We start from the raw sequence: 21,456 nt of genomic DNA, 5'->3' as shown, positions 1-21,456 counted from the left end.
GCGGATCCATGCGTGCCCTGCGATAAGCGGACCGGAAAATCGGTCCGCTTCCAAATGGCGCCTGACTCTTGGAAGACGCCGCTGTGACGCAATGCCCCAATCCGGCACGCAAAGGTTAATGCCGGTAGGCGCGTCTGTGCGAACCCTGTGGTTAAGCCTGTGGATTCTCGGTGGATAAGCTGTTCACAACACAAGATATTGAGGGAACAAAAAGAGAAAATACGGCCGGCGCTGCTTTGTCGCCGATTCGTTCCGGCTTTGAGCCCCAATGTTAAGATTAATGGCCGCGATAAGCTGCTATTCTTTAACGCCGAGTTTAGAAAGATTAACAGTTTCATAAGCTTAACAGGACGCGCACCGAATCGCCCTCATTGTTCCCGGCGAAAGTTAACGGCAGGACCCGCCCAGCATAAAACGGGCCAGTTCGGTGATTCAGCATGTGGTGAGACTCGTGGTCACGAAATCCATATCTAGCCGTGAACAAAAGCTGAATCTGACGGAGTCGCCGATTCGTCGCTGATTCGTTCCAGACTCGTTCCAACTGTTAAGCAGGGGCTGATTTGCGGAGTGAGGCGGGCGTCTCCGGAACCCTGCCGGAACATTCTGCTTTCGCTTCGCGCCCGAAATCCCTATGTGTCGGCTGTCATACGCGCCGTCCTGGCACGCTCCCGACCACGAGAGGCCAGAAAGCCTTATTTCCGAGCGATGAACATCCAGCCGAAACACACCGAGCCGCTGATCCTGTCGGGCCGCGACGTGACCGCCGTGCTTGGGCCGACCAACACCGGCAAGACCCATCTCGCAATCGAGCGCATGGTGGCGCACGAAACCGGTGTCATCGGCCTGCCGCTGAGGCTGCTGGCCCGCGAGGTCTACACTCGCGTCTGCGAAAAGGTCGGTGCCAACAAAGTGGCGCTGATCACCGGCGAGGAGAAGATCCAGCCGCCGGGCGCCAGATATTCGGTCTGCACCGTCGAAGCCATGCCGCGTGAAACCGACGCCGCCTTTGTTGCCATCGACGAGGTGCAACTGGCCGGCGACCTCGAGCGCGGCCATATCTTCACCGACCGCATCCTGCATCTGCGCGGCCGCCAGGAGACGCTGCTGCTTGGCGCGGCCACCATGCACGGCATTCTCCAGCGGCTGCTGAAAGGCATCTCCGTGGTGACGCGGCCGCGGCTGTCGCATCTCGCCTATGCCGGCTCCAAGAAACTGACCCGCCTGCCACGGCGCACCGCGATCGTCGCCTTCTCCGCCGACGAGGTCTATGCCATCGCCGAACTCATCCGCCGCCAGCAGGGTGGTGCGGCCGTCGTGCTCGGGGCGCTGTCGCCCCGCACCCGCAATGCTCAGGTGGCGCTGTTCCAGTCGGGCGATGTCGACTATCTCATTGCCACCGACGCGATCGGCATGGGCCTCAACCTCGACCTCGACCATGTCGCCTTCGCCCAGAACCGCAAGTTCGACGGCTACCAGTACCGCAATCTGACGGCGGCGGAGCTCGGCCAGATCGCCGGCCGCGCCGGCCGGCATCTGCGCGATGGCACGTTCGGCGTCACCGGCCAGGTCGATCCGCTGGACGAGGACCTGGTCCAGAAGATCGAGGGCCATGACTTCGACCCGGTGAAGGTGCTGCAGTGGCGCACCGCCCAATTCGATTTCGCCAGCCTCGATGCGCTGAAGCGCTCGATCGAGACCAACGCCCCGGTCGAGGGTCTGACACGCGCGCTGCCGGCCGTCGATGCGCAAGCGCTCGAACATCTCTCCCGCGACGAAGACATCCGCGCGCTCGCCACCAACGCCAAGCGCGTGGCGCTGCTGTGGGAAGCCTGCGCCCTGCCCGACTATCGCAAGATCGCGCCTGCCCAGCATGCCGACCTCATCGCCTCGATCTACATGGACCTCGCCCGGCAGGGCCATGTCGACGAGAACTACATGGCCGAACAGGTGCGCCGCGCCGACACCACCGAGGGCGACATCGACACGCTGTCGCACCGCATCGCCCAGATCCGCACCTGGACATTCGTGTCGAACCGGCCCGGCTGGCTGGCCGATCAGGCACACTGGCAGGAAAAGACGCGCGAAATCGAAGACAGATTGTCGGATGCGCTGCATGAGCGGTTGACGAAACGCTTCGTAGACCGCAGGACTTCCGTCCTCATGCGGCGCCTTAGAGAAAATACCATGCCTGAAGCCGAAATCAGTCCTACCGGAACCGTCCTTGTCGAAGGCCATCATGTCGGCGAGTTGCAAGGGTTCCGCTTCACCGCCGACCAGACCGCCGGCGGCGAAGACGCCAAGGCCGTGCGCACTGCCGCGCAAAAGGCGCTTGCCGCCGAGTTCGAGGCACGCGCGGAGCGCTTCGGCGCCTGCGCCAATGGCGATCTCGCGCTCGGTTCGGACGGCACGCTGCGCTGGATCGGCGCGCCGATAGGCACGCTGGTCTCGGGCGAAGACGCGCTGAAGCCGCGCCTGGTGTTGCTGGCTGACGAACAGCTGACGGGCCCGGCGCGCGACAAGGTCGCGGCGCGCGCCGAACGCTTCGTCAATTTCCAGATCGAGTCGTTGTTGAAGCCGCTGGTCGATCTGAAGAACGCCGAGCAGATTTCCGGCATCGGCCGTGGCATCGCTTTCCAGCTGGTCGAGAATTTCGGCCTCATCAACCGTCGTGACATCGCCGAAGAGATGAAATCCTTGGACCAGGAAGGCCGCGCGGCGCTGCGCCGGCTTGGCGTCCGCTTCGGCGCCTACCACGTGTTCGTGCCGGCGCTGATCAAGCCGGCACCCGCCGGGCTGGTGACGCTGCTGTGGGCGTTGAAGAACGACGGCAAGGACAAGCCAGGCTTCGGCGACGTCGTCCACGCGCTGGCGTCGGGCCGCACCTCTGTTGTCATCGACCCGGCCTTCGACAAGGCCTTCTACAAGCTCGCTGGCTACCGCAATCTCGGCCGCCGCGCCGTGCGCATCGACATTCTGGAGCGGCTGGCCGACCTGATCCGCCCGGCGACCAACTGGAAGCCCGGCCTTGGCCAGCGTCCGGACGGCGCCTATGACGGCCAGTCCTTCATGGTGACGCCGCCGATGATGTCGATCCTTGGCGCCACCGCCGACGACATGGAAGAGATCCTCAAGGGTCTTGGCTATCGCGCCGAGCCGAAGCCGGCCGCGGAAGTCAAGGCACGGCTGGAAGCGCAGGACAATGCCGCGCGGGAAGCCGCCGCGGCCAGGCAGGCAGCCGAAGAAGCAGCCCGCGCGGAACAAGCCAAGGCGGCGGAAGAGGCGGTTTCGCCGGCCGCCGAGGGAGTTGAACTGGTGCCGGATGCGGCAACCGACGTGGAGACGGAGGTTCCAGCCGAAGTCGCCGCCGACGCGCCGGTGGAAGCTGTCGCGCAAGAGCAGGCGGAAGCCACCGCTGAAGTTGCGGAGGAACCTGTAGCCGAAGCCGCTGTTGAAGCCGCCGAGCCGGCGCCGGTTGAGCCGCGGGCCGAACCTGAAACTGCCGAGGTAGAGGCGGCACCCACGGAGGAAACCGCAGCGGCGGACCCCGCCGTCGAAGCCTCCGCGTCGACGGTAGCCGCCGAACCGGCTGCCGTGGCGGAAGCCGCCGGCGAACCCGTGCCGGAAGCCGAAGCGCCAAAGCCGATCCTGCTGTGGCGCCAAGGTCGCTTCGATCAGCGTCCGCGTCATCGCGACGGCCGCAACAACCGGCCGCAAAACGGACAGGCGCACGGCCGAAGCAACGCGCCGGCCGGCGGCGAACAGGCAACAGCCGCGCCCGCGGACCGTCCCGCGCACGAAGGACGCCGCGACGGCGCCGGAAAGCCGCGCTTCGACCGCTCGAAGTTCAAGCCCAAGCCGCAAGCTGAGGGCGCTGAGCGCCGCGACGGCCGCCCGCAGGGCGAGCGTCCCGAGCGCCGCGAAGGCCGGCCAGACTGGAAGGGCGGCAGGCCGGAAGGCAAGGGTACCGATCGCGGCGGAAAGCCCGCTTTCCAGCCCAAGCCGCGCGAGGAGCGCCCGGCGCGTTTCGATCCGGACTCGCCCTTCGCCAAGCTCGCCGCCTTGCGCGACCAATTGAAGAAGTAAACTCGCTTCGATGGTTGCTGAAGGCCGTCAGCGCATCGACAAATGGCTGTTCTTCTCGCGCGCGGTGAAATCGCGCTCTTTGGCGGCCAAATTGGTGGTCGCCGGCCGCGTGCGCATCAATCGCGACAAAGCAGCGCAGGCCTCCGATCTGGTCAAGCCAGGCGACGTGCTGACCATCACGCTCGATCGGCGTATTTTCGTCTGGAAGGTGCTCGGCGCTGGCGCGCGGCGCGGCCCGTCCGAGGAAGCCCGCACTCTTTATCAAGACATGTCGCCCCCGACCGCACCGAAGGGCGACGCCCCGCCCGACGCTATCGCGGCGCTGCGCCAGGCAGGCAGCGGCCGACCGACCAAAAAAGAGCGTCGCCAGACCGACCGATTGCGCGACGAAGATTGAGCCTGCCGATCAATGCGGATGTGCTCTCCCGCGGCAACGGCAACCAAAACAGATTTTGCACCGGCAAACCAACGTCGGTGAGGGATGCGGGACCGTCGCGGCACCGCCGATCTGAAATTCAATTCCCAAACTCTGGCGCCGCTGGGGATGGCTACCCTTGCAAGCAGCCCATAAAGGCGTTACCTCACGGAAAAAGCCAACAAAAACGGGACGTCCCGGAGCCGACCGATGACCTATGTGGTGACCGACAACTGCATCAAATGCAAATATATGGACTGCATCGAGGTCTGTCCGGTCGACTGTTTCTACGAAGGCGAGAACATGCTCGTCATCCATCCCGACGAGTGCATCGACTGCGGCGTCTGCGAGCCGGAATGCCCGGCCGACGCGATCAAGCCCGACACCGAGTCCGGCCTCGACAAATGGCTGCAGATCAACACCGAATATGCCGATAAATGGCCCAACATCACCGCCAAGAAGGAGCCGCCGGCCGACGCCAAGAGCTTCGACGGCGAGGCCGGCAAATTCGAGAAATACTTCTCCGCCGAGCCCGGCGAAGGCGATTGACAACACCGCTGTAAAGGCTTGTATGACGCAGCGTAACAGGCACGCCGGATTAACCGCCTTGACAGGCGGCGATTGGTTGTGGCCTTCGCTTACGCAGCAAAACCTTGATTCTTCCGACTTTTTGTGTTACATCAGCGAAACATGCCGGTGACACAACGTCGATTTATGGCGCAGACGCCCCAAATCACTGAAAGGTGAAAATCCCATTCCGGACCAGAGCGATCTGGGCCAGGCGGTCGCAATTCTTGCGGTTTGCCGGTCCCGGCTTTTCCGGTGGGTCATCTGTTGTGCGGCTAATGATCGGTGACCCCGATCACGTGAGTTCAGCCGGCACCGCCGCCGGCCCACAACAAGGAGTTCAGGGCGTAATGGCAACGATCACCCCGCAGAAGAAGTCCACAGCTGCACGTCACGGTTTCAAGACCGGCGAGTTCATCGTCTATCCGGCGCATGGCGTCGGCCAGATCGTCTCGATCGACGAGCAGGAAGTGGCTGGCCACAAGCTGGAACTGTTCGTCATCGACTTCCAGAAGGACAAAATGCGCCTGAAAGTGCCGGTCGCCAAGGCGACCTCGATCGGCATGCGCAAGCTGTCGGAAGAGGATTATGTCGAGCGCGCGCTGAAGGTCGTGCAGGGCCGCGCCCGCGTCAAGCGCACCATGTGGTCGCGCCGCGCCCAGGAATATGATGCCAAGATCAATTCGGGCGACCTGATCTCGATCTCGGAAGTCGTGCGCGACCTCTATCGCGCCGACAACCAGCCGGAGCAGTCCTATTCCGAACGCCAGCTCTACGAGGCGGCACTCGACCGCATGGCCCGCGAGATCGCGGCCGTCAACCGCATGTCGGAAACCGAAGCCGTGCGCCTGATCGAGGTCAACCTCAACAAAGGCCCCAAGCGTGGCGCCAAGGCCGACAATGAGGAAGCCGAGCAGGAAGAAGCTGCCTGAGCTTTTTCGCATTCAAGTTGACGAAAACCCGGCCTCGCGCCGGGTTTTTGTTTTGGGGAAGGCCGCGATTGTCGCGCCTATGCGCCTCCCTCTTCCTCCGCCGCCTCCTGCTTCAGCGTGGCGATAAACCGCTTGGTGCGTTCGCGCTCCGGATTGCCGAACAGCTTGGCGGATGCCCCCTGCTCGACGATGACGCCGGCGTCGAGGAACACCGCCTCCTGGGCGATCTTGGAGGCCAGGCGCAAATCATGCGTCGCCATCACCATGGTCGTTCCCTCGCTGGCGAGCTGACCCAGCACATCGACCACCTCCTGCGCCAGCTCCGGGTCGAGCGCCGAAGTCGGTTCGTCGCACAGCAGCACCTTCGGCGACGGCGCCAGCGCACGGGCGATCGCCACGCGCTGCTGCTGGCCGCCCGACAGCGTCGCCGGCCAGGCATCGGCCTTATGCACCATGCCGACCTTCTCCAGCAGCGCGAGTGCCCGCTCATGTGCCTTCTGCGGCGACCATTTGAGCACCGTAACCAAGCCTTCCATGACATTTTCGATGGCGGTGCGATGCGGAAACAACTGGAAATTCTGGAACACCATGCCGGTCTGCAGGCGCAGACGCCTTATGTCCGCCGCCGGCACCTTCCCGCCCGGGCGGAACTCAAGCGTCTCGTCGCCGATCCGCACCGTGCCCGAAGTTGGGATCTCCAGCAGGTTGATGCAGCGCAGCAGCGTGCTTTTCCCCCCGCCGGAAGGGCCGACAAGCGCGGTGACGCTGCCTTCGGCGATGGCGACAGTCACCCCCTTCAGCACGAGATTGTCGCCGAAACGCTTTTCGATGTTGGTGAGGCTGATCATGAGCGTGCCTCCAGGAAGCCGCCATAGCGGTTGAGCCGCTCCTCCAGTCGCGTCTGCAAGGCCGACAGTACCGAACTCATCGCCAGATAGAGGATCGCCGCCTCGACATAGAGGATGAGCGGCTCATAGGTGGTGGCGACGATGCGTTGCGCCGCCTGGAACATTTCCGGCACGGTGATGGCGGCGGCCAGCGACGTGTCCTTGACCAGCGAGATGAAGGTGTTGGAGAGCGGCGGCACCGCCACCCGTCCGGCTTGCGGCAGAATGGTGCGCCGCATCGCCTGGCTCCAGGTCATCCCGATCGAATAGGCGGCCTCCCACTGGCCCTTGGGCACCGAGCCGATGGCCGCCCGGATGATTTCCGACGTGTAGGCCCCGATGTTGAGCGTGAAGCCGATCAGCGCCGCCGTGAAGGCGTCAAGCAGGATGCCGACCGACGGCAGGCCGTAGAAGATCAGGAAGAGCTGCACCAGGAGCGGCGTGCCGCGGAAGATCCAGACATAGAAGCGCACGAGCGCCACCAGCGGCTTCGGGCCGAACAGCCTGCCGAGCGCCGCGCCCAGCCCTACCGTCAGGCCGAGCACGAAGGACAGCAACGTCAGCGGCACGGTAAAGATCAACGCTGCCCACAGCAGCGAGGGCAGCGAGTCCAGCATCAGTTGCAGCCAGTGCGGCACGAAAGATCCTCCGGAATGGACGGGGAGCGTCATCGAAGCGAATGCCCCAGCCATATCACGACAAAAGCGGCGAGCCGTCAAAGACGACTCGCCGCTGGATACGTCACAGGGCGACAGCCGGCCCCGCTTGGTGAATTACTTCGAGACGTCCTGGCCGAAATAGGTGTTGGCGATCTTCTGGTAGGTGCCGTCCGCCTTGATGTCGGCCAGCGCCTTGTTGATGGCCGCGACCAGCTCCGGATCGCCCTTGCGCACGATGACGCCGGAGTAATCGGCATTCTCTTCCTGGGCGGCGATCTTCACATTGGCGTCGGGCTTGTGCTTCTTGAAGTCTAGGAACGACAGGCTGTCATTGATGGTAGCGTCCGCACGGCCGGTCAAAAGCAGCTGGATCGACTGGTCGAAGCCGTCGGTGCCGACCAGTTCGGCGCCATTGGACTCGGCCAGCTTGCCGAAATTGGATGTCAGCGACTGCGCCGACTTCTTGCCCTTGAGGTCGGCGAAGGTTTTGATGTCGGTGTTGTCGCCGCGCACGATCAGCACTGCCTTGGACGCGATATAGGGATCGGAAAAGTCGTACTTGGCCTTGCGGGCGTCGGTGATGCCGACTTCGTTGATGACGGCATCATAACGGTTGACATCGAGGCCGGCGATCAGCCCGTCCCACTTGCCTTCGAGGAACTCAGCCTTGACGCCGAGCTTATCGGCGATCGCCTTGGCGATCTCGACATCGAAGCCAACCAGCGCGCCGGAAGCGTCATGGTAGGTGAAGGGAGCGTAGGTGCCCTCCGTACCGACCTTGATGATTCCGGCCTGCTTGATCTGGTCGAGATTGGCGCCGGCGTGGCCCGATGCGACGGCCAGGGCCTGCAACGTTCCGGCGATGATGAGTGACTTGAGCCATTTCATTTTTCTGTGATCCCGTCCTTGGCCGGTAACCCGGCATGTTGTGAGGGCTGGAAAATGACAGATGCAGGTCGAAAAAATAAGGAATGAAATTTCAAAGAGAGCGTCTTCCAGAAATCAAATTCTCCGGAAGGAATTCATTCGCAGGCTCGGAAGTTGCAGGCAGCTGCGCGGACGCTAGCGCTCGCCCTGCCCGCACCGGCGGAACCTTTCTCGCGCATGACAGTTTTGGCTGTTGTAGGGCACGCCGCCGTCATTTCAAGCCGGTGTCTGCCATTTGCCTCGCCGAGCCACGGAGCGCCTTATGATGGAAGACACGGCAGGACGGATCATGGTCCGCGCGGCAATGAAGGCACCCTATCTCGAGCGCGAGGAGGAGCATCGGCTGGCATTGCTCTGGAAGGAAGACAACGACCAGAACGCGCTGCACAGCATCACCGTCGCCCACATGCGGCTGGTTATTTCCATGGCCTCGAAATTCCGCCATTACGGGCTGCCGCTCGGCGATCTGGTTCAGGAAGGCCATGTCGGACTGCTCGAGGCCGCCGCCCGTTTCGAACCGGAGCGCGAGGTGCGTTTCTCGACCTACGCGACGTGGTGGATCCGCGCCTCGATGCAGGACTACATCCTGCGCAACTGGTCGATCGTGCGTGGTGGCACCAGTTCGGCGCAAAAGGCCCTGTTCTTCAATCTCAGACGCTTGCGTGCGCGTCTCGCGAACGGCGCCGAGCCGCTCTCCAACACAAATCTCTACCGCGAGGTTTCGGTTGCGCTTGGTGTATCCGAGGCTGATGTGGCGATGATGGATTCACGGCTGTCGGCTCCGGATTCTTCGCTGAACGTGCCGCTGGCCGACGACGCGGGCGGCACCGAGCGGATGGATTTCCTGGTCTCCGACGATCCCTTGCCGGACGAAATTGTCGGCGACAAGATCGATGTCGCGCGCCGCTCGCTTTGGCTGAAGGAAGCGCTTCACGCGCTCAACGCGCGCGAACTCAGGATCATCGAGGAACGCCGGCTGAATGACGAGGGGGCCACGCTCGAGGCGCTCGGCGAGACTCTCGGCATCTCCAAGGAACGTGTCCGCCAGATCGAGGCGCGCGCCATGGAAAAGCTCAAGGTCGCGCTGGTGAAGCAGAATCCGGAATTCATGGCGACCGCCGCCTGATCTCCCGCTCGGGCTTTTATTTGTCGGTGACGATCTTGACCTTGTCGCCGGCCGAAACCGCGGCCCCCGGCGACAGCGCATTGAGCACGCGGAACAGGTCGAGCTTGCGGTCGACGCCAACCATCTGCGCGGCAAGCGACCCCATGGTCTGTCCCGGCTGCACGGTGAGCACACGAATATGCAGTGGCTTCAGTGCCGCCTTCTCGGCGGGGCTGAGGATGCGGAAGGAGCCGCTGACCGAGCGCGCCACCGTTTCAAGCGAGGTGCTGGCCGAGGGGGCCGCGGTCAGCAATCGGTAGACCTGGCCGCCGGCGCGGATCACAGCGATATCGAACTGCCAGCCTTCGGCGCCTGCATGGGCGGTCGCCGCCTCATTGCCGTTGATGGTTTCCTGCTTGACGGTGCTGTCGTCGAGCCCGGCCACCCAGCCGCTTCTGATATAGTCGGTCAGGGCGCGGTTCTTGTCGATCGAAACGCCGTCGAAGCGGATCGCTATGTCGCCGGGACCGGTCGCCGTCACGGCCGCCGCCGAATTGTCGATGATGAAACCGTCCGGCACCGTGAACGACACGCCCAAGCCTGGATGCAGGAAGGTTTCGCCGCGCACATAGCCTTCTTCCGGCGTGTCGCCGTAAAGCAGGCCGTCTATGCCGGCGAGGAAGGAATCGCGGTCGCGTGTACCGAAACCGGGCGCACCGAACTGGCGGGCGTGCCGCTGTGCCAAATCGATGCGTTGCGGCGTGTTCGGGTGCGTCGCCAGGAAGTCGAGGCTGGCGTCGGTGGCGCCGCTGATCGAGCGGAAATCGGTATAGGCCGACATCGATTGCAGGAAGCGGCCGGCGGCATAGGGATCGTAGCCGGCTTCGCCGATCGACTTGATACCGATGGCGTCAGCCTCAAGCTCCTGGTTGCGCGAGAACTGCGCCAGCCTGAGCTTGCCGCGGATAAGTGCAGCCTTGGCGGTCGGGCTGTCGCCAAGCACATCGGAGACGACCTTGGTCGCCAGACCTTCCTCGGCCTCCAACTGCTGGCGCTGCAGCCCATGATTGGCGGTGACGTGGCCCATCTCATGCGCGATGACGGCGGCGAGCTCGGACGAATCATTGGCCAGCGCCAAGAGGCCGCGCGTTATGTAGAGATAGCCGCCCGGCAGCGCGAAGGCGTTGACGTTGGGCGAATTGAGGATGGTGATGCGATAGGTCTGGGTTGGGTTCGCCGACACCACGGTCAGATTGCCGACCACCTTGGCGACCATGCGTTCGAGCTTGGGATCGGAATATTCGCCGCCATAGGTCGCCAGGATGCGCGGATGCTGCGCCTTGGCGAGCTCCGCGAGCTTGTTGTTGGCGGCGACATTGTCGACCGTGATCGGCTTGTCGGATGGCTGGAAGCCTGATTCCTGGACTTCCGGAGGCGTGAACATCTGGCAGCTTGCCAGCGCCACGGCAAAGCCGGCTAGCGCCAGAAAGCGCGCCAGCGGGTTCATTCGTAGCCTGTCAACGCCGATCGCCAGAACGGCTTCCTTTCAGGTCCCTGCGCATGACCACATGCGCAAAACAAACTGCTACAGTATCCGTCACGCGCCCCTCGGAGCATGCGGCGGAAGCTGTAGGCAAATCACGGCCTGTGCCGGACCGGTATCGAGCGGACCTAGCCACACTACTCCAGTCATGGCAAGCAAGCGCCACATCGCATCGGGCCGGTTTGAGCGTAAATTATGTCCGCTTCCGGGCAATATCTCGTGATAAGGAATCCCCGGCACCGGCTCCGATATAGCGCCGGAATGCCTCCGGACCAGCCCCGGCAAAGAAATCATCCGCCGTGCCGATAGCGGCGACCGCGCCGTTCTCGATAAACACCAGCCTCTGACCGATGCGGCGCGCATCTTGTGGCTGATGCGTGACGAAGAGCACCGTCATTCCACGCTCGGCATGCAGGCCGGCAACCAGGTCGAGCATATCGTCTCGCAAGGCGGGCCCAAGCGAAGCGAAGGGCTCGTCGAGCAGCAGCACCGGGCGATCACGCACCAGCACGCGAGCCAGGGCGACGCGCTGGCGCTCACCGCCGGAAAGTTCGCGCGGCAGCCGCTTCTCCTTGCCGGCAAGGCCGGTGCGCGCAAGCGCATCGGCGATCGCAGCGCGATCGGCTTCGGCCAGCCGCAACGATGGCGAACGGCCGAGCCCGACATTCTGCTCGACGGAAAGATGCGCGAAAAGGTTGTTTTCCTGAAAAACCATCGACACTGGCCGCGTCGCCGGTGGCGCGGTGCTGACATCGGCCCCGCCGATCAGCACACGACCGGATCGCGGCGGCTCGAACCCGGCCACCAGATTGAGCAGCGTCGACTTTCCGGAGCCGCTCGGCCCCATGATGGCGGTGATTTGCCCCGCCGTGAACTCGGCATCGAAGGCGAACAACGCCTCGCCATAGCTGAACGAAACCTTGTCCAGCCGCACCGAAACCCCTTTGCCGCCAGCCGCCCCGTCAGACATTGCGGGCCGTCTCCTTTCCCAGCCGGTCCGCTGCCAGCACCAATGCCATGCAGACAAGGCCGAGCAGCAGCGCCAAGCCAGCAGCGTCCTCGGTTCGGTAGCTGCCCATGCGCGCCAGGAGAAGGTAGGGCAAGGTCTGCACGGAATCACTGCCGAACAGGGCGATGACGCCGAGATCGCCGAGCGACAGTGCCATGGCGAAGGCAAAAGCGGTGGCGAGCGGGCGCCGCAACGTCGGCCAGTCAACCAGCCACAGTCTTGACCAGCCGGAAATTCCGAGCTGCGCGCAGAGCCGCTCGTGCCGCTCGCTTGCCGCGTCATAGGCGGGACGGATGGCGCGCAGCGCAAAAGGCATCGCCATGACAGCGTTGACGGTGACGACCATGAGCGGGGCGATGGCAAAGACATCGCCGACATGGCGCAGCAACAGGAACCAGCCGGCGCCGACGACGATCGGCGGCACGACCAGGACAAACCCGGCGCCCGTATCGGTGGCATGTTCGAGCAGTGTCCTTGACCCGAAGCGGCGGTTCGACGCCAGCGCCCTGCGCGCCATGGTCAATGCCAGCGAAAGCATCACCGAAAGCAAGGCCGAAAGGAAAGCGAGCACGGCACTGGTCAGCGTCGCCTGACGGACAGTGGCCTCGCCGGCAAGCCGGCCGAGGTCGGCGCCAAGTCCGGCCGCCACGGTCGCCACCATCGGACCGGCAACGAAGAGCAAGGCCAACACGATGAGCGTCGCGTTCAGCCAGGCTTCGGTCCTGTTGACGGAGAGGTAGCGGCGCGGCGCGACCGGCAGGTTGACGTCGCCGACGACGTCGGCTCCGAGTCGGGTCAACGCCAGCACCACGATGAAGGTCAAGGCGATCTGCAGCATTGTCAGCGCGACAGCCCTCGCGGGATCGAAATCGAAGCGCAATGCCTGATAGATGCCGACTTCGAGCGTCGTCGCGGCCGGCCCGCCGCCGAGCGTCAGCACGATGGTGAAGGATGTGATGCACAGCATGAAGACAAGTCCGGCGACACCGGGCAGCGCGGCACGCAGCGTCGGCCACTCGATCAGCCGGAATGCCGGCGGCGCCCCCATGCCGAGCTGGCTCGCCAGCCGCCACTGGTCGGAGGGAATGGTCTGCAGCGCCTCGAGGAGCAGACGTGTGGCCAGCGGCAGGTTGAAGAAGACATGGGCGACGAGAATGCCGGACAGGCCATAGATGCCCGGCCAACCCTGGCCGCCGACGACGCTGAGAAAGCCGGAGAAATAGCCGGCGCGGCCATAGAGCGCCAGGATGCCGAGCGCCGCGACGATCGCCGGCAGCGCCAGCGGCACGGCGAAGAGCTGCAGGATGAAGGCACGGCCGAAAAACCGTGGATGCCGCGACAGCGCCCGCGCCACGAGCAGGGCCGGCCCGACCGAGAGCAGCGTCGACAGGGCCGCCTGCCAGAGCGTGAAGCGCACGACCCGGAACAGGTAGGGACCGAACGCAGCCCAAGCGCCGGAAAAATCGCGAGCGCCTTCGACAAGCAGCCCCGCAAACGCGCCGCCGATCAAAATGGCGATGGCGGCGAGCCCTATCACGCCAGCTGTGATGCGGGGATCAGAGCGGGTTTGCACACCGCACATCAACGATTGGGTGAAGCTTAGGGAGCGTCGCCGTAGAGCGTTCATCTCACGAGATTAGCCCACAAAACCTACTTGCTCATAACCGCCAGCCATTCATCGACCCAGGCCTTGCGGTTGGCCGCCACCTCCTCCGGGCTGAACAGCAAGGTTTTGGTCGGCTTGACCAGTTTGTCGAAGGCGGGGTTGAGCGGCTTGTTGGTCTTGCCGGCCGGGAACATCCAGTTGGTCTCGGGGATGGCGTCCTGGAATTTCGGCCCGGTCATGAAGGCCATGAACTTTTCCGCCAGCGGATTCTTGGCGCCGGTTGTGGTGATGCCCGCGACCTCGATCTGCAGATATTCGCCTTCCTCGAACGAGGCCGCCTGATAGCGCTCGGTGTTCTCGGCGACCATGTGGTAGGCCGGCGAGGTGGTGTAGGACAGCACCATCGGTGCCTCGCCCTTGGTGAACAGGCCATAGGCTTCGCTCCAGCCCGGCGTCACGGTCAGCACCTTGGTCTTGAGCTTGGCCCAGGCCTCCGGCGCCTTGTCGCCATAGACCGACTTCATCCACAACAGCAGGCCAAGACCGGGCGTCGATGTGCGCGGGTCCTGGATGACGATCTTGTCGTCGGCGCTACCCTCGACCAAATCCTTCAGGCTTTTCGGCGGCGATTTCAGCTTCTGGGTATCGTAGACGACGGCGAAGTAGCCGTAATCGAACGGGACAAAAGTGTCGTCGGTCCAGCCGCCCGGCACGTTGACGTTCGTTATTGCGCCACGTGGCGCGAACAGGCCCGAGGCCTTGGCATCGGCGGTGAGATTTGTGTCCAGACCGAGCACGATGTCGGCCTTGGTCGAAGCGCCTTCCAGCTTGACGCGGTTGAGCAGCGCCACGCCATCGGCGACCGAGACGAACTCGAGATCGCAGCCGCATTCTGCCTCGAATTCCTTCTTCACCACGGGACCTGGACCCCAGTCGGCGGTGAAGCTCTCATAGGTGTAGACGGTCAGCTTGTCCTTGGCCAAGGCCGGCCCGGACAGGGTCACTGCCGTGGCGGCGACCAGAGAATATAAAAACGCGCGCATCGGCGCCTCCTTCGTTTGCGTTGAAAGGAATTGAGGCGTCGGAGTGTCCGAAACGTCTAATCCCTCCGCCGGTACAAACCGGATCAGGTTCAGCGGGTTGGCGAGACTGCCTCTCAGCCGGCCCGCGAAATTCGCGTCCGGCACCCCGTTAGAGCGTTTCGACACATAGGCCGGGCCGATGACCCGCGCAAGTGGGACTTTGCCGCCTTCCGTTTCCCGTGCCGGGCTGGTAAGGCGACGGGATATGAGCACCTTCACCATCCTGCTTGGCGGCGACCTCATCCGCACGCCTCGGCTCGACCGCCAGGTCGACGGCTCGCGCGTCATCGCCGCCGACGCCGGCATCGGCCATGCGCGGATGCTGGGCCTCGTGCCGGAACTGTGGGTGGGTGATTTCGACTCGGTCCCGGCTGATCTGCCCGCCGACCTCGCTGCCGTGCCGCGGCAAACCTTCCCGGCGGAAAAGGACAAGACCGACGGAGAACTGGCGATCGCGGCCGCACTGGAGCGCGGGGCGACCCGCCTTGTGCTGGCGGGCGCCTTCGGCGGCAAGCGCGCCGACCACGCCTTCCTGCATCTGGCGCTTGGCCTGCGGCTGGCCGAGGCCGGAATGGATGTGCTTCTGACCAGCGGCGCCCAGGAAGGTGTTCCCTTGCTGCCCGGCGGGGCCGGCTTCGATTATGCCGACGGCACGCTGTTCTCGATTCTCGGCTTCTCCGAACTCTCCGGCCTGACCGTCACCGGCGCCAAATGGCCGCTCGACAAGGTCGAGGTGGCGTTCGGTTCGTCGCTGACCATTTCCAACGAGGTCAAGTTCGGCAAGACCGGGGGCCGCCTCGACATCGCGCTCGGCCATGGCCGCGCGCTGCTGCTCGCCCATCCTTATCCATTGCCCGAAAGCTGACATGGCCCCGCCTCTTCTCAATCTCGACGGGATAAGACTGACCTTCGGCGGCGCGCCGCTGCTCGACGGCGCCGCCTTGACCGCTTCGGCCGGCGACAAGATCGCGCTGGTCGGCCGCAACGGGTCCGGCAAGTCGACGCTGCTCAAGATCGCCGCCGGCCTGATCGAACCACAGGACGGCGAGGTGTTCCGCCAGCCCTCGGCGACGGTGCGGTATCTGCCGCAAATGCCCGACATGGACGGCTTTGCCACCGTGCGCGCCTATGTCGAGGCCGGGCTCGGGCCCGCCGACGATCCCTACCGCGCCAGCTATCTGATGGAGCATCTCGGCCTGTCGGGCGAAGAACGGCCTGGCGACCTGTCCGGCGGAGAGGCCAGGCGCGCCGCGCTTGCCCGCGTCATGGCGCCGGAGCCCGACATCCTGCTTCTTGATGAGCCGACTAACCATCTTGATTTATCTGTCATCGAATGGCTGGAAGAAGAGCTCGTCCGGACCTCCTCGGCGCTCATCGTCATCTCGCATGACCGCCGCTTCCTCGAGCGCGTATCGCGCGCCACAGTCTGGCTCGATCGCGGCCGGACGCGCAGGCTGGACAAGGGCTTTGGCCATTTCGAGGAATGGCGCGACCTGGTGCTGGAAGAGGAAGAGCGCGAGCAGCACAAGCTCGGCCGCCAGATCGTGCGCGAGGAGCACTGGCTGCGCTACGGGGTGACGGCGCGGCGCAAGCGCAACATGCGGCGCCTGGGCGAGTTGCAGACCATGCGCCAGCGTTTTCGCGGCCATCGCGGCGCCGAAGGCACCGCGATAATGGTGGCAAGCGACGCCGCCGAATCCGGCAAGCTGGTGATCGAGGCCAAGAACATCGAGAAGAGCTTTGGCGACCTCACCGTCGTCAAGGGGTTCTCGACCCGCATCCAGCGCGGCGACCGCGTCGGCCTTGTCGGGCCGAACGGCGCCGGCAAGACGACACTTCTGAAGATGCTGACCGGCGAATTGGCGCCGGACGCGGGTTCGATACGGCTTGGCACCAATCTGGAGATCGCCACGCTCGACCAGAAGCGCGAGGCGGTCGACCCGCAAGAGACGCTGGCGCAATATCTGACCGACGGGCGCGGCGAGAACCTCGTCATCAATGGCGAGCAGCGCCATGTCGTGTCCTATATGAAGGATTTCCTGTTCAAGCCGGAACAGGCCCGCACGCCGGTGCGCGAGCTGTCCGGCGGCGAACGGGCGCGGCTGATCCTGGCGCGCGTGCTGGCACGGCCAGCAAACCTCCTGGTTCTCGATGAGCCGACCAATGATCTCGACATGGAGACGCTGGAACTGCTGCAGGAACTGGTCGCCGGTTTTGCCGGCACCGTCATCCTGGTCAGCCACGACCGCGATTTCCTCGACCGCACAGTCACCAGCATCATCGCGCCGGACGGCGGCGGCCGCTGGGTCGAATATGCCGGCGGCTATTCCGACATGCTGGCGCAGCGCGGCGGCACCAGGCTTGACGACCGCAAGGCGCGCGCCAAGGCGGAAGCCGGCGATGCGCCGGCACCGGGCAAGAGCGATCCGGCGGCGCCAAAAGGGCCGGCGAAGAAATTGTCGTTCAAGCAGAAGTTCGCGCTGGAGTCCCTACCCAAGAAGATCGAGGCAGTGACCGCGTCGATCTCGCGGCTGGAGAACAACATCGCCGACCCGGCCTATTACGAACGCGACCCGGCCTCGTTCCAGAAGACGATCGCCGCCCTCGACAAGGAGCGTGCGACGCTGGCCGCGCTCGAGGAAGAATGGCTGGAACTGGAGATGCTGCGCGAGGAGATGGAAGGGTGAAGAGCGGTCGGCCGTAGGCCGATCGATTGACAACGATTTGTCGACTGAAGCGACGAGCGCCCGGAGCCATAGTGGGGCGCTCCTTGCTGCGCCTGAGCATTGCCTCCACATCGCAATGCTCATACATTATGCGCATGTTGCGGAGGCCATTATGCGTAAGATTGCCTTGAATGCGATCCGTCAGCCAGCAACTCTGTCGATCGACTCGAACCTCATGCGGGAAGCCAAGGGGCTTAACGTGAATGTCTCGCGCGCTGCGGAAGCCGGCATCGCGGAGGCGGTGGCAGCTGAAAAGGCGCGGCTGTGGAAGCTTGAGAACCGTACCACGATGGATACGTGGAACGACTACATCGACAAGAACGGCATCCCGTTGGAACAGTATCGGCAGTTCTGATGCCCCGCTATGATGTCTTCGCCGGTCGCGTTGAAGACAACTATTTGCTCGACGTCCAATCCGACCTGCTCGACAATTTCAAGACGCGGATTGTCGTTCCGCTTCTGCCGGTCGCAACGGTGCCGCCGCCAATGCGAAAGCTTCATCCGATCTTCGAGATCAATGGACGGAAGCTGGTCATGGCGACACACCTGATCGCCACCGTTCCCGCAAGCGAATTGGTTGAAAGTCGGCTGAACCTGGCGAAGCATCACGATGACATCGTTGCCGCGCTCGACATGCTGTTCCAAGGATTCTGAACGGAGGCGACCGTCACGCCGCCCGTCTCAACCCGCCGTCTTGGCCTGCCAGGCCTTGATCGCCTCGTCGAACACCTTCTCGCCGGGAATGCCCTTTTCCATGGTCAGCAGTGCCCGCCGTCCGGTCTTGTAGACGACCGGCACGTCGATCCAGTCCTGGCCGCGCAACAGGGTCATGTTGGCGTCTTCGTCGGCCTTGGTGTCGTTGAGCGCGACGAGGAAGAAGCCGTCGGCGATCTTGGCCGGGATGCCGATCAGCGGGCTGCCGGCGTCCTGTTCCGAACTCTTCATGGCAACGCGCAATATATTGTCGACGCCGCCGCCCTCGAACCCGTCTGGGGTCAGGAAGATCATCTCGATGATATGGCTGGCCGGCAGGGTCTGGTCGGTATTGCGACGGATGGTCATGCGCAACTGGATGTCCTTGCCGGGAATGGTCGCCTCGGCACGGATCGCCGGCTCGGGCGGCAGGTCGCCGCCGGGCGATTCCTGCACCAGCGACCAAACGATGCTGCCGGGCTCGGCTGAACCCTGCGCGGTGCTGGTGCGCTCCTCATAGAAGATCGCCTTCTGGCCGACCGGAACCGAGGTTGGCGCCACGGCCGGAGCCGGTGCCGCCGGCGGCGTTGCGGCTGCCGGTGCGGGCGGCGGCGTGGCGGCGGCATCGGCCGGGGCCGCGGGCACGGTTCCGTTGGTGGGCGGTGTCGCGGGCGGGGTGCCCGCTGCGGGCGTGGGCGCGGCTGGCGCGCCTGCCGCGGGCGTACCGGCAGCAGGCGTATTGGCAGCCGGCGTATTGGCAGCCGGCGCGGGAACCGCCGGCGCTGCCGTGGCCGGCGCATTCGTTGCCGTTGGCGGTGTGGTCAGCGCGGCGACGGATTCGCCCTCGCCTACGCCGCTTTGCCCACCGGCTGGGCCGGGGTCGGTTTCGCCGCCTTCAGGCGTCAGCCGCTGCGTGAATTTCGTGCCTTCCGCGCCGGTCGCGGGCGCCGGCGGCGTGGCCGCGGCATCGCTCGCCGGCTTGGCCGGCGTCGTTTTCACCGGTTCGGTCTTGGCAACAACCTTGCTGCCGTCCAGGCCCAGCATGTTGCCGAAGGCAGCCTTGTTCAGCCAGATGCCGTAGCCGCCGCCGGCAACGACCAGCAGTGCGATGACGGCGGCGATCAGGCCGCCATAGCTGCGCTTGCGTTCGGCCGGGCGCAAACGCTCGAAAGTGTCGGTGGACGCCGGCGCTTCGTCATCGGCAAAGACGTCGTCCTGGTCGTCGTCCCGATCCGCGTCCATCCCCGGCAAGGTCTTCTCGGAAAAGTCCGGAGCGGGCTGCACCGGCGTCGGCCTTTGCCAGCCTGGCTCGACCTTGGCGGCCGGAGCAGGCCGGTAGGGCTCGGCATTGGCAACGGGCTGCGCCGGCTTGTACGGCTCCGGACTGGCCGCGGCAGGAGCGGGCCGATACGGAGACGGAGCGGGAGCCGGTTCGGCCTTGACCGGCTGCTTGACGTGGTTCGACTGGTTCTTGTTACGGTCGATGGAGGAAAAGATGTGCTCCAGTTCCGCAAGCGGATCGGTCTCCGGTACGCTCTTGACATAGTCCCGCTCGACGCCGGCGATGGCGTCGTCCAGCGCGCGTTTCTGTTTGTCTATGGCCTCGGAAGCCAGCGGCGGCGAATATTCCGCCAGCTTCTTCGCCAGCATGGCGCGCACGCTGTTATAGATGCGCGTACGCTTCTCAGGCGTCTCGTCGCCGTGCTTCTCGAACGCGTTTTTCAGAACAGCAACGAAATCTGCCATGCTTCAGTCGACCTGTATTTTTTGCCTCCGCGCCGGCCCCCGCAAATCAGCCGCGATGCCCGGAAAGGCTTCAGAAACTAGTCTTGAAACGGATCAGTCACAAGTATCGTGTCGTCCCGTTCCGGGCTGGTGGAGAGGAGCGCGACCGGCGCGCCGATCAACTCCTCTATGTATCGGACATATTTGACGGCCTGGGCCGGAAGGTCGTTCCAGCTGCGTGCGCCGGCGGTGGTGCCCTTCCAGCCTTCCAAGGTCTCGTAGATGGGTTCCACGCGAGCCTGGGCGCCCTGGCTTGCCGGCAGATAGTCGATCGTCTCGCCGTCCAGCCTGTAGCCGGTGCAGACCTTGATCTCATCCAACCCGTCGAGCACGTCGAGCTTGGTCAGCGCGATGCCTTTGATGCCGTTGACGGCAACCGCCTGGCGCACCAGCACCGCATCGAACCAGCCGCAGCGGCGCTTGCGCCCGGTGACGACACCGAATTCATGGCCGCGCGTGCCGAGGAATTCGCCGATCTCGTTCTTCTGCTCGGTCGGGAACGGACCTTCGCCGACACGCGTCGTGTAGGCCTTTGTGATGCCGAGAACATAGCCGATGGCGCCCGGGCCGACGCCGGAGCCGGCGGCGGCCTGGCCGGCGACCGTGTTGGACGAGGTGACGAACGGATAGGTGCCGTGGTCGATGTCGAGCAGCGTGCCTTGCGCGCCCTCGAACAGGATGCGCTCGCCGGCGCGGCGCTTGTCGTCGAGCACCTTCCAGACGCGGTCCATGTAGGGCAGGATGTCGTTCGCGACCGAGGTCAATTCCTGCATGATCGCATCATGCGTGACTTCGTCATGGCCGAGCCCGCGACGCAGCGCATTGTGGTGCGTCAGCAGCCTGTCGACCTTCAGGGGCAAAGTTTCCAAATCCGCCAGATCCATCACCCGCACCGCGCGCCGGCCCACCTTGTCCTCGTAGGCGGGGCCGATCCCGCGTCGGGTCGTGCCAATCTTTGTTCCGGAATTCGAAGCGGCATCCTCGCGAAACCCGTCCAGCTCCCGGTGTACGGACAGGATAAGCGCCGTGTTTTCGGCTATTTTCAGGCGATCCGGCGTCACGTCCACGCCCTGGCCTTTCAGTTTCTGCACCTCGGCGACGAAAGCATGCGGATCGAAGACCACGCCATTGCCGATGATGGACAGCTTGCCTTCCCGCACGACGCCCGAAGGCAGCAGCGACAGCTTGTAGACCTTGCCGTCGACGACCAGCGTGTGGCCGGCATTGTGGCCGCCCTGGAAACGCACCACGACATCGGCGCGCTCCGACAGCCAGTCGACGATCTTGCCCTTGCCTTCGTCGCCCCACTGCGAGCCGACGACCACCACATTGGCCATGTTTCTTTTCCCTTGAGACGCCGCCGCGCGGCTTGGATATGGTTCGAAACGACAGGCCTCTATAGCGTCAAGACCTCGCGAGTGCGACCTTTCTTTGCCG

At 64.3% G+C, this 21,456-nt stretch carries 18 protein-coding genes and 1 riboswitch; of the genes, 9 read left to right on the top strand and 9 right to left on the bottom strand.

Features of this window, described 5'->3' with window-relative positions; all coding sequences use genetic code 11:
• Positions 1-705: 705 nt before the first annotated feature.
• The 4 genes from FJW04_RS04555 (at position 706) to FJW04_RS04540 (ending at position 5,997) form a co-directional block, all read left to right on the top strand.
• Positions 706-4,083, top strand: coding sequence for a helicase-related protein (locus tag FJW04_RS04555; RefSeq protein ID WP_140712628.1), 3,378 nt, complete (start codon positions 706-708; stop codon positions 4,081-4,083).
• A 10-nt stretch (positions 4,084-4,093) separates the two neighbouring features.
• On the top strand, positions 4,094-4,480 hold the full coding sequence (locus FJW04_RS04550) for an RNA-binding S4 domain-containing protein (protein ID WP_140712626.1): 387 nt from the start codon (positions 4,094-4,096) through the stop codon (positions 4,478-4,480).
• A 228-nt stretch (positions 4,481-4,708) separates the two neighbouring features.
• Positions 4,709-5,047, top strand: coding sequence for a ferredoxin FdxA (fdxA, locus tag FJW04_RS04545; protein ID WP_015315302.1), 339 nt, complete (start codon positions 4,709-4,711; stop codon positions 5,045-5,047).
• A 368-nt stretch (positions 5,048-5,415) separates the two neighbouring features.
• The gene (locus FJW04_RS04540) at positions 5,416-5,997 is read left to right on the top strand and encodes a CarD family transcriptional regulator (protein ID WP_015315301.1); all 582 of its coding nucleotides are present in this window, start codon (positions 5,416-5,418) and stop codon (positions 5,995-5,997) included.
• A gap of 77 nt (positions 5,998-6,074) precedes the next feature.
• Here FJW04_RS04540 and FJW04_RS04535 read toward each other — a convergent pair whose 3' ends face one another.
• The 3 genes from FJW04_RS04535 to FJW04_RS04525 all read right to left on the bottom strand — a co-directional run bounded on the left by FJW04_RS04535 (position 6,075) and on the right by FJW04_RS04525 (position 8,431).
• Positions 6,075-6,845, bottom strand: a complete 771-nt coding sequence (locus FJW04_RS04535; RefSeq protein WP_015315300.1) for an amino acid ABC transporter ATP-binding protein — start codon at positions 6,843-6,845, stop codon at positions 6,075-6,077.
• Complete coding sequence (locus tag FJW04_RS04530; protein WP_027141826.1) at positions 6,842-7,522, bottom strand: amino acid ABC transporter permease; 681 nt, start codon at positions 7,520-7,522, stop codon at positions 6,842-6,844. The genes FJW04_RS04535 and FJW04_RS04530 overlap by 4 nt, the downstream gene beginning before the upstream one ends.
• A 135-nt stretch (positions 7,523-7,657) precedes the next feature.
• Positions 7,658-8,431 carry an amino acid ABC transporter substrate-binding protein gene (locus FJW04_RS04525; RefSeq protein WP_140616657.1) on the bottom strand — a complete coding sequence of 258 codons (774 nt, stop codon included), beginning with the start codon at positions 8,429-8,431 and terminating at the stop codon, positions 7,658-7,660.
• Positions 8,432-8,732: 301 nt separating this feature from the next.
• On the opposite strand from FJW04_RS04525, the gene FJW04_RS04520 reads away from it, so the two are divergent.
• Positions 8,733-9,596, top strand: a complete 864-nt coding sequence (locus tag FJW04_RS04520) for an RNA polymerase factor sigma-32 (RefSeq protein ID WP_015315297.1) — start codon at positions 8,733-8,735, stop codon at positions 9,594-9,596.
• A 16-nt stretch (positions 9,597-9,612) separates the two neighbouring features.
• On the opposite strand, the gene FJW04_RS04515 is transcribed toward FJW04_RS04520, so the two are convergent.
• The 4 genes from FJW04_RS04515 to thiB all read right to left on the bottom strand — a co-directional run bounded on the left by FJW04_RS04515 (position 9,613) and on the right by thiB (position 14,776).
• Entirely contained in the window at positions 9,613-11,082 is a 1,470-nt protein-coding gene (locus tag FJW04_RS04515; RefSeq protein WP_023784820.1) for a M48 family metalloprotease, read from the bottom strand.
• 229 nt (positions 11,083-11,311) lie between these two features.
• Positions 11,312-12,088 (bottom strand): thiamine ABC transporter ATP-binding protein, encoded by a 777-nt coding sequence (gene thiQ / locus FJW04_RS04510; RefSeq protein WP_140712623.1) that lies wholly within the window; start codon positions 12,086-12,088, stop codon positions 11,312-11,314.
• The gene (gene thiP / locus FJW04_RS04505) at positions 12,081-13,709 is read right to left on the bottom strand and encodes a thiamine/thiamine pyrophosphate ABC transporter permease (RefSeq protein ID WP_140712621.1); all 1,629 of its coding nucleotides are present in this window, start codon (positions 13,707-13,709) and stop codon (positions 12,081-12,083) included. Before thiP ends, thiQ begins: the two co-directional genes overlap by 8 nt.
• 68 nt (positions 13,710-13,777) lie before the next feature.
• Positions 13,778-14,776 (bottom strand): thiamine ABC transporter substrate binding subunit, encoded by a 999-nt coding sequence (gene thiB, locus FJW04_RS04500; RefSeq protein ID WP_140712619.1) that lies wholly within the window; start codon positions 14,774-14,776, stop codon positions 13,778-13,780.
• Between the two features lie 43 nt (positions 14,777-14,819).
• A riboswitch (TPP riboswitch) is annotated at positions 14,820-14,934 on the bottom strand.
• 86 nt (positions 14,935-15,020) lie between these two features.
• Between thiB and FJW04_RS04495 the strand changes: the two genes are divergently transcribed.
• From FJW04_RS04495 to FJW04_RS04480, 4 genes are all read left to right on the top strand, one after another.
• On the top strand, positions 15,021-15,680 hold the full coding sequence (locus FJW04_RS04495; RefSeq protein ID WP_140712617.1) for a thiamine diphosphokinase: 660 nt from the start codon (positions 15,021-15,023) through the stop codon (positions 15,678-15,680).
• Position 15,681: 1 nt separating this feature from the next.
• The gene (locus tag FJW04_RS04490) at positions 15,682-17,502 is read left to right on the top strand and encodes an ABC-F family ATP-binding cassette domain-containing protein (RefSeq protein ID WP_140712615.1); all 1,821 of its coding nucleotides are present in this window, start codon (positions 15,682-15,684) and stop codon (positions 17,500-17,502) included.
• A gap of 151 nt (positions 17,503-17,653) precedes the next feature.
• Positions 17,654-17,896 carry a type II toxin-antitoxin system CcdA family antitoxin gene (locus FJW04_RS04485; protein WP_140712613.1) on the top strand — a complete coding sequence of 81 codons (243 nt, stop codon included), beginning with the start codon at positions 17,654-17,656 and terminating at the stop codon, positions 17,894-17,896.
• Positions 17,896-18,195 carry a CcdB family protein gene (locus FJW04_RS04480; protein WP_140712611.1) on the top strand — a complete coding sequence of 100 codons (300 nt, stop codon included), beginning with the start codon at positions 17,896-17,898 and terminating at the stop codon, positions 18,193-18,195. The genes FJW04_RS04485 and FJW04_RS04480 overlap by 1 nt, the downstream gene beginning before the upstream one ends.
• Before the next feature lie 27 nt (positions 18,196-18,222).
• On the opposite strand, the gene FJW04_RS04475 is transcribed toward FJW04_RS04480, so the two are convergent.
• Together FJW04_RS04475 and FJW04_RS04470 are read right to left on the bottom strand one after the other, a co-directional pair.
• Positions 18,223-19,980: a hypothetical protein gene (locus FJW04_RS04475; RefSeq protein ID WP_140712609.1), complete on the bottom strand. Its 1,758-nt coding sequence runs from the start codon at positions 19,978-19,980 to the stop codon at positions 18,223-18,225.
• A 77-nt stretch (positions 19,981-20,057) separates the two neighbouring features.
• Positions 20,058-21,356, bottom strand: a complete 1,299-nt coding sequence (locus tag FJW04_RS04470; RefSeq protein WP_015315287.1) for an adenylosuccinate synthase — start codon at positions 21,354-21,356, stop codon at positions 20,058-20,060.
• Between the last annotated feature and the right edge of the window lie 100 nt (positions 21,357-21,456).

Origin of the sequence: Mesorhizobium sp. B2-7-3 (genome assembly GCF_006440715.1) — a bacterium.
Lineage (GTDB): Bacteria > Pseudomonadota > Alphaproteobacteria > Rhizobiales > Rhizobiaceae > Mesorhizobium > Mesorhizobium australicum.
This window is presented reverse-complemented; position numbering and strand designations above follow the sequence as displayed.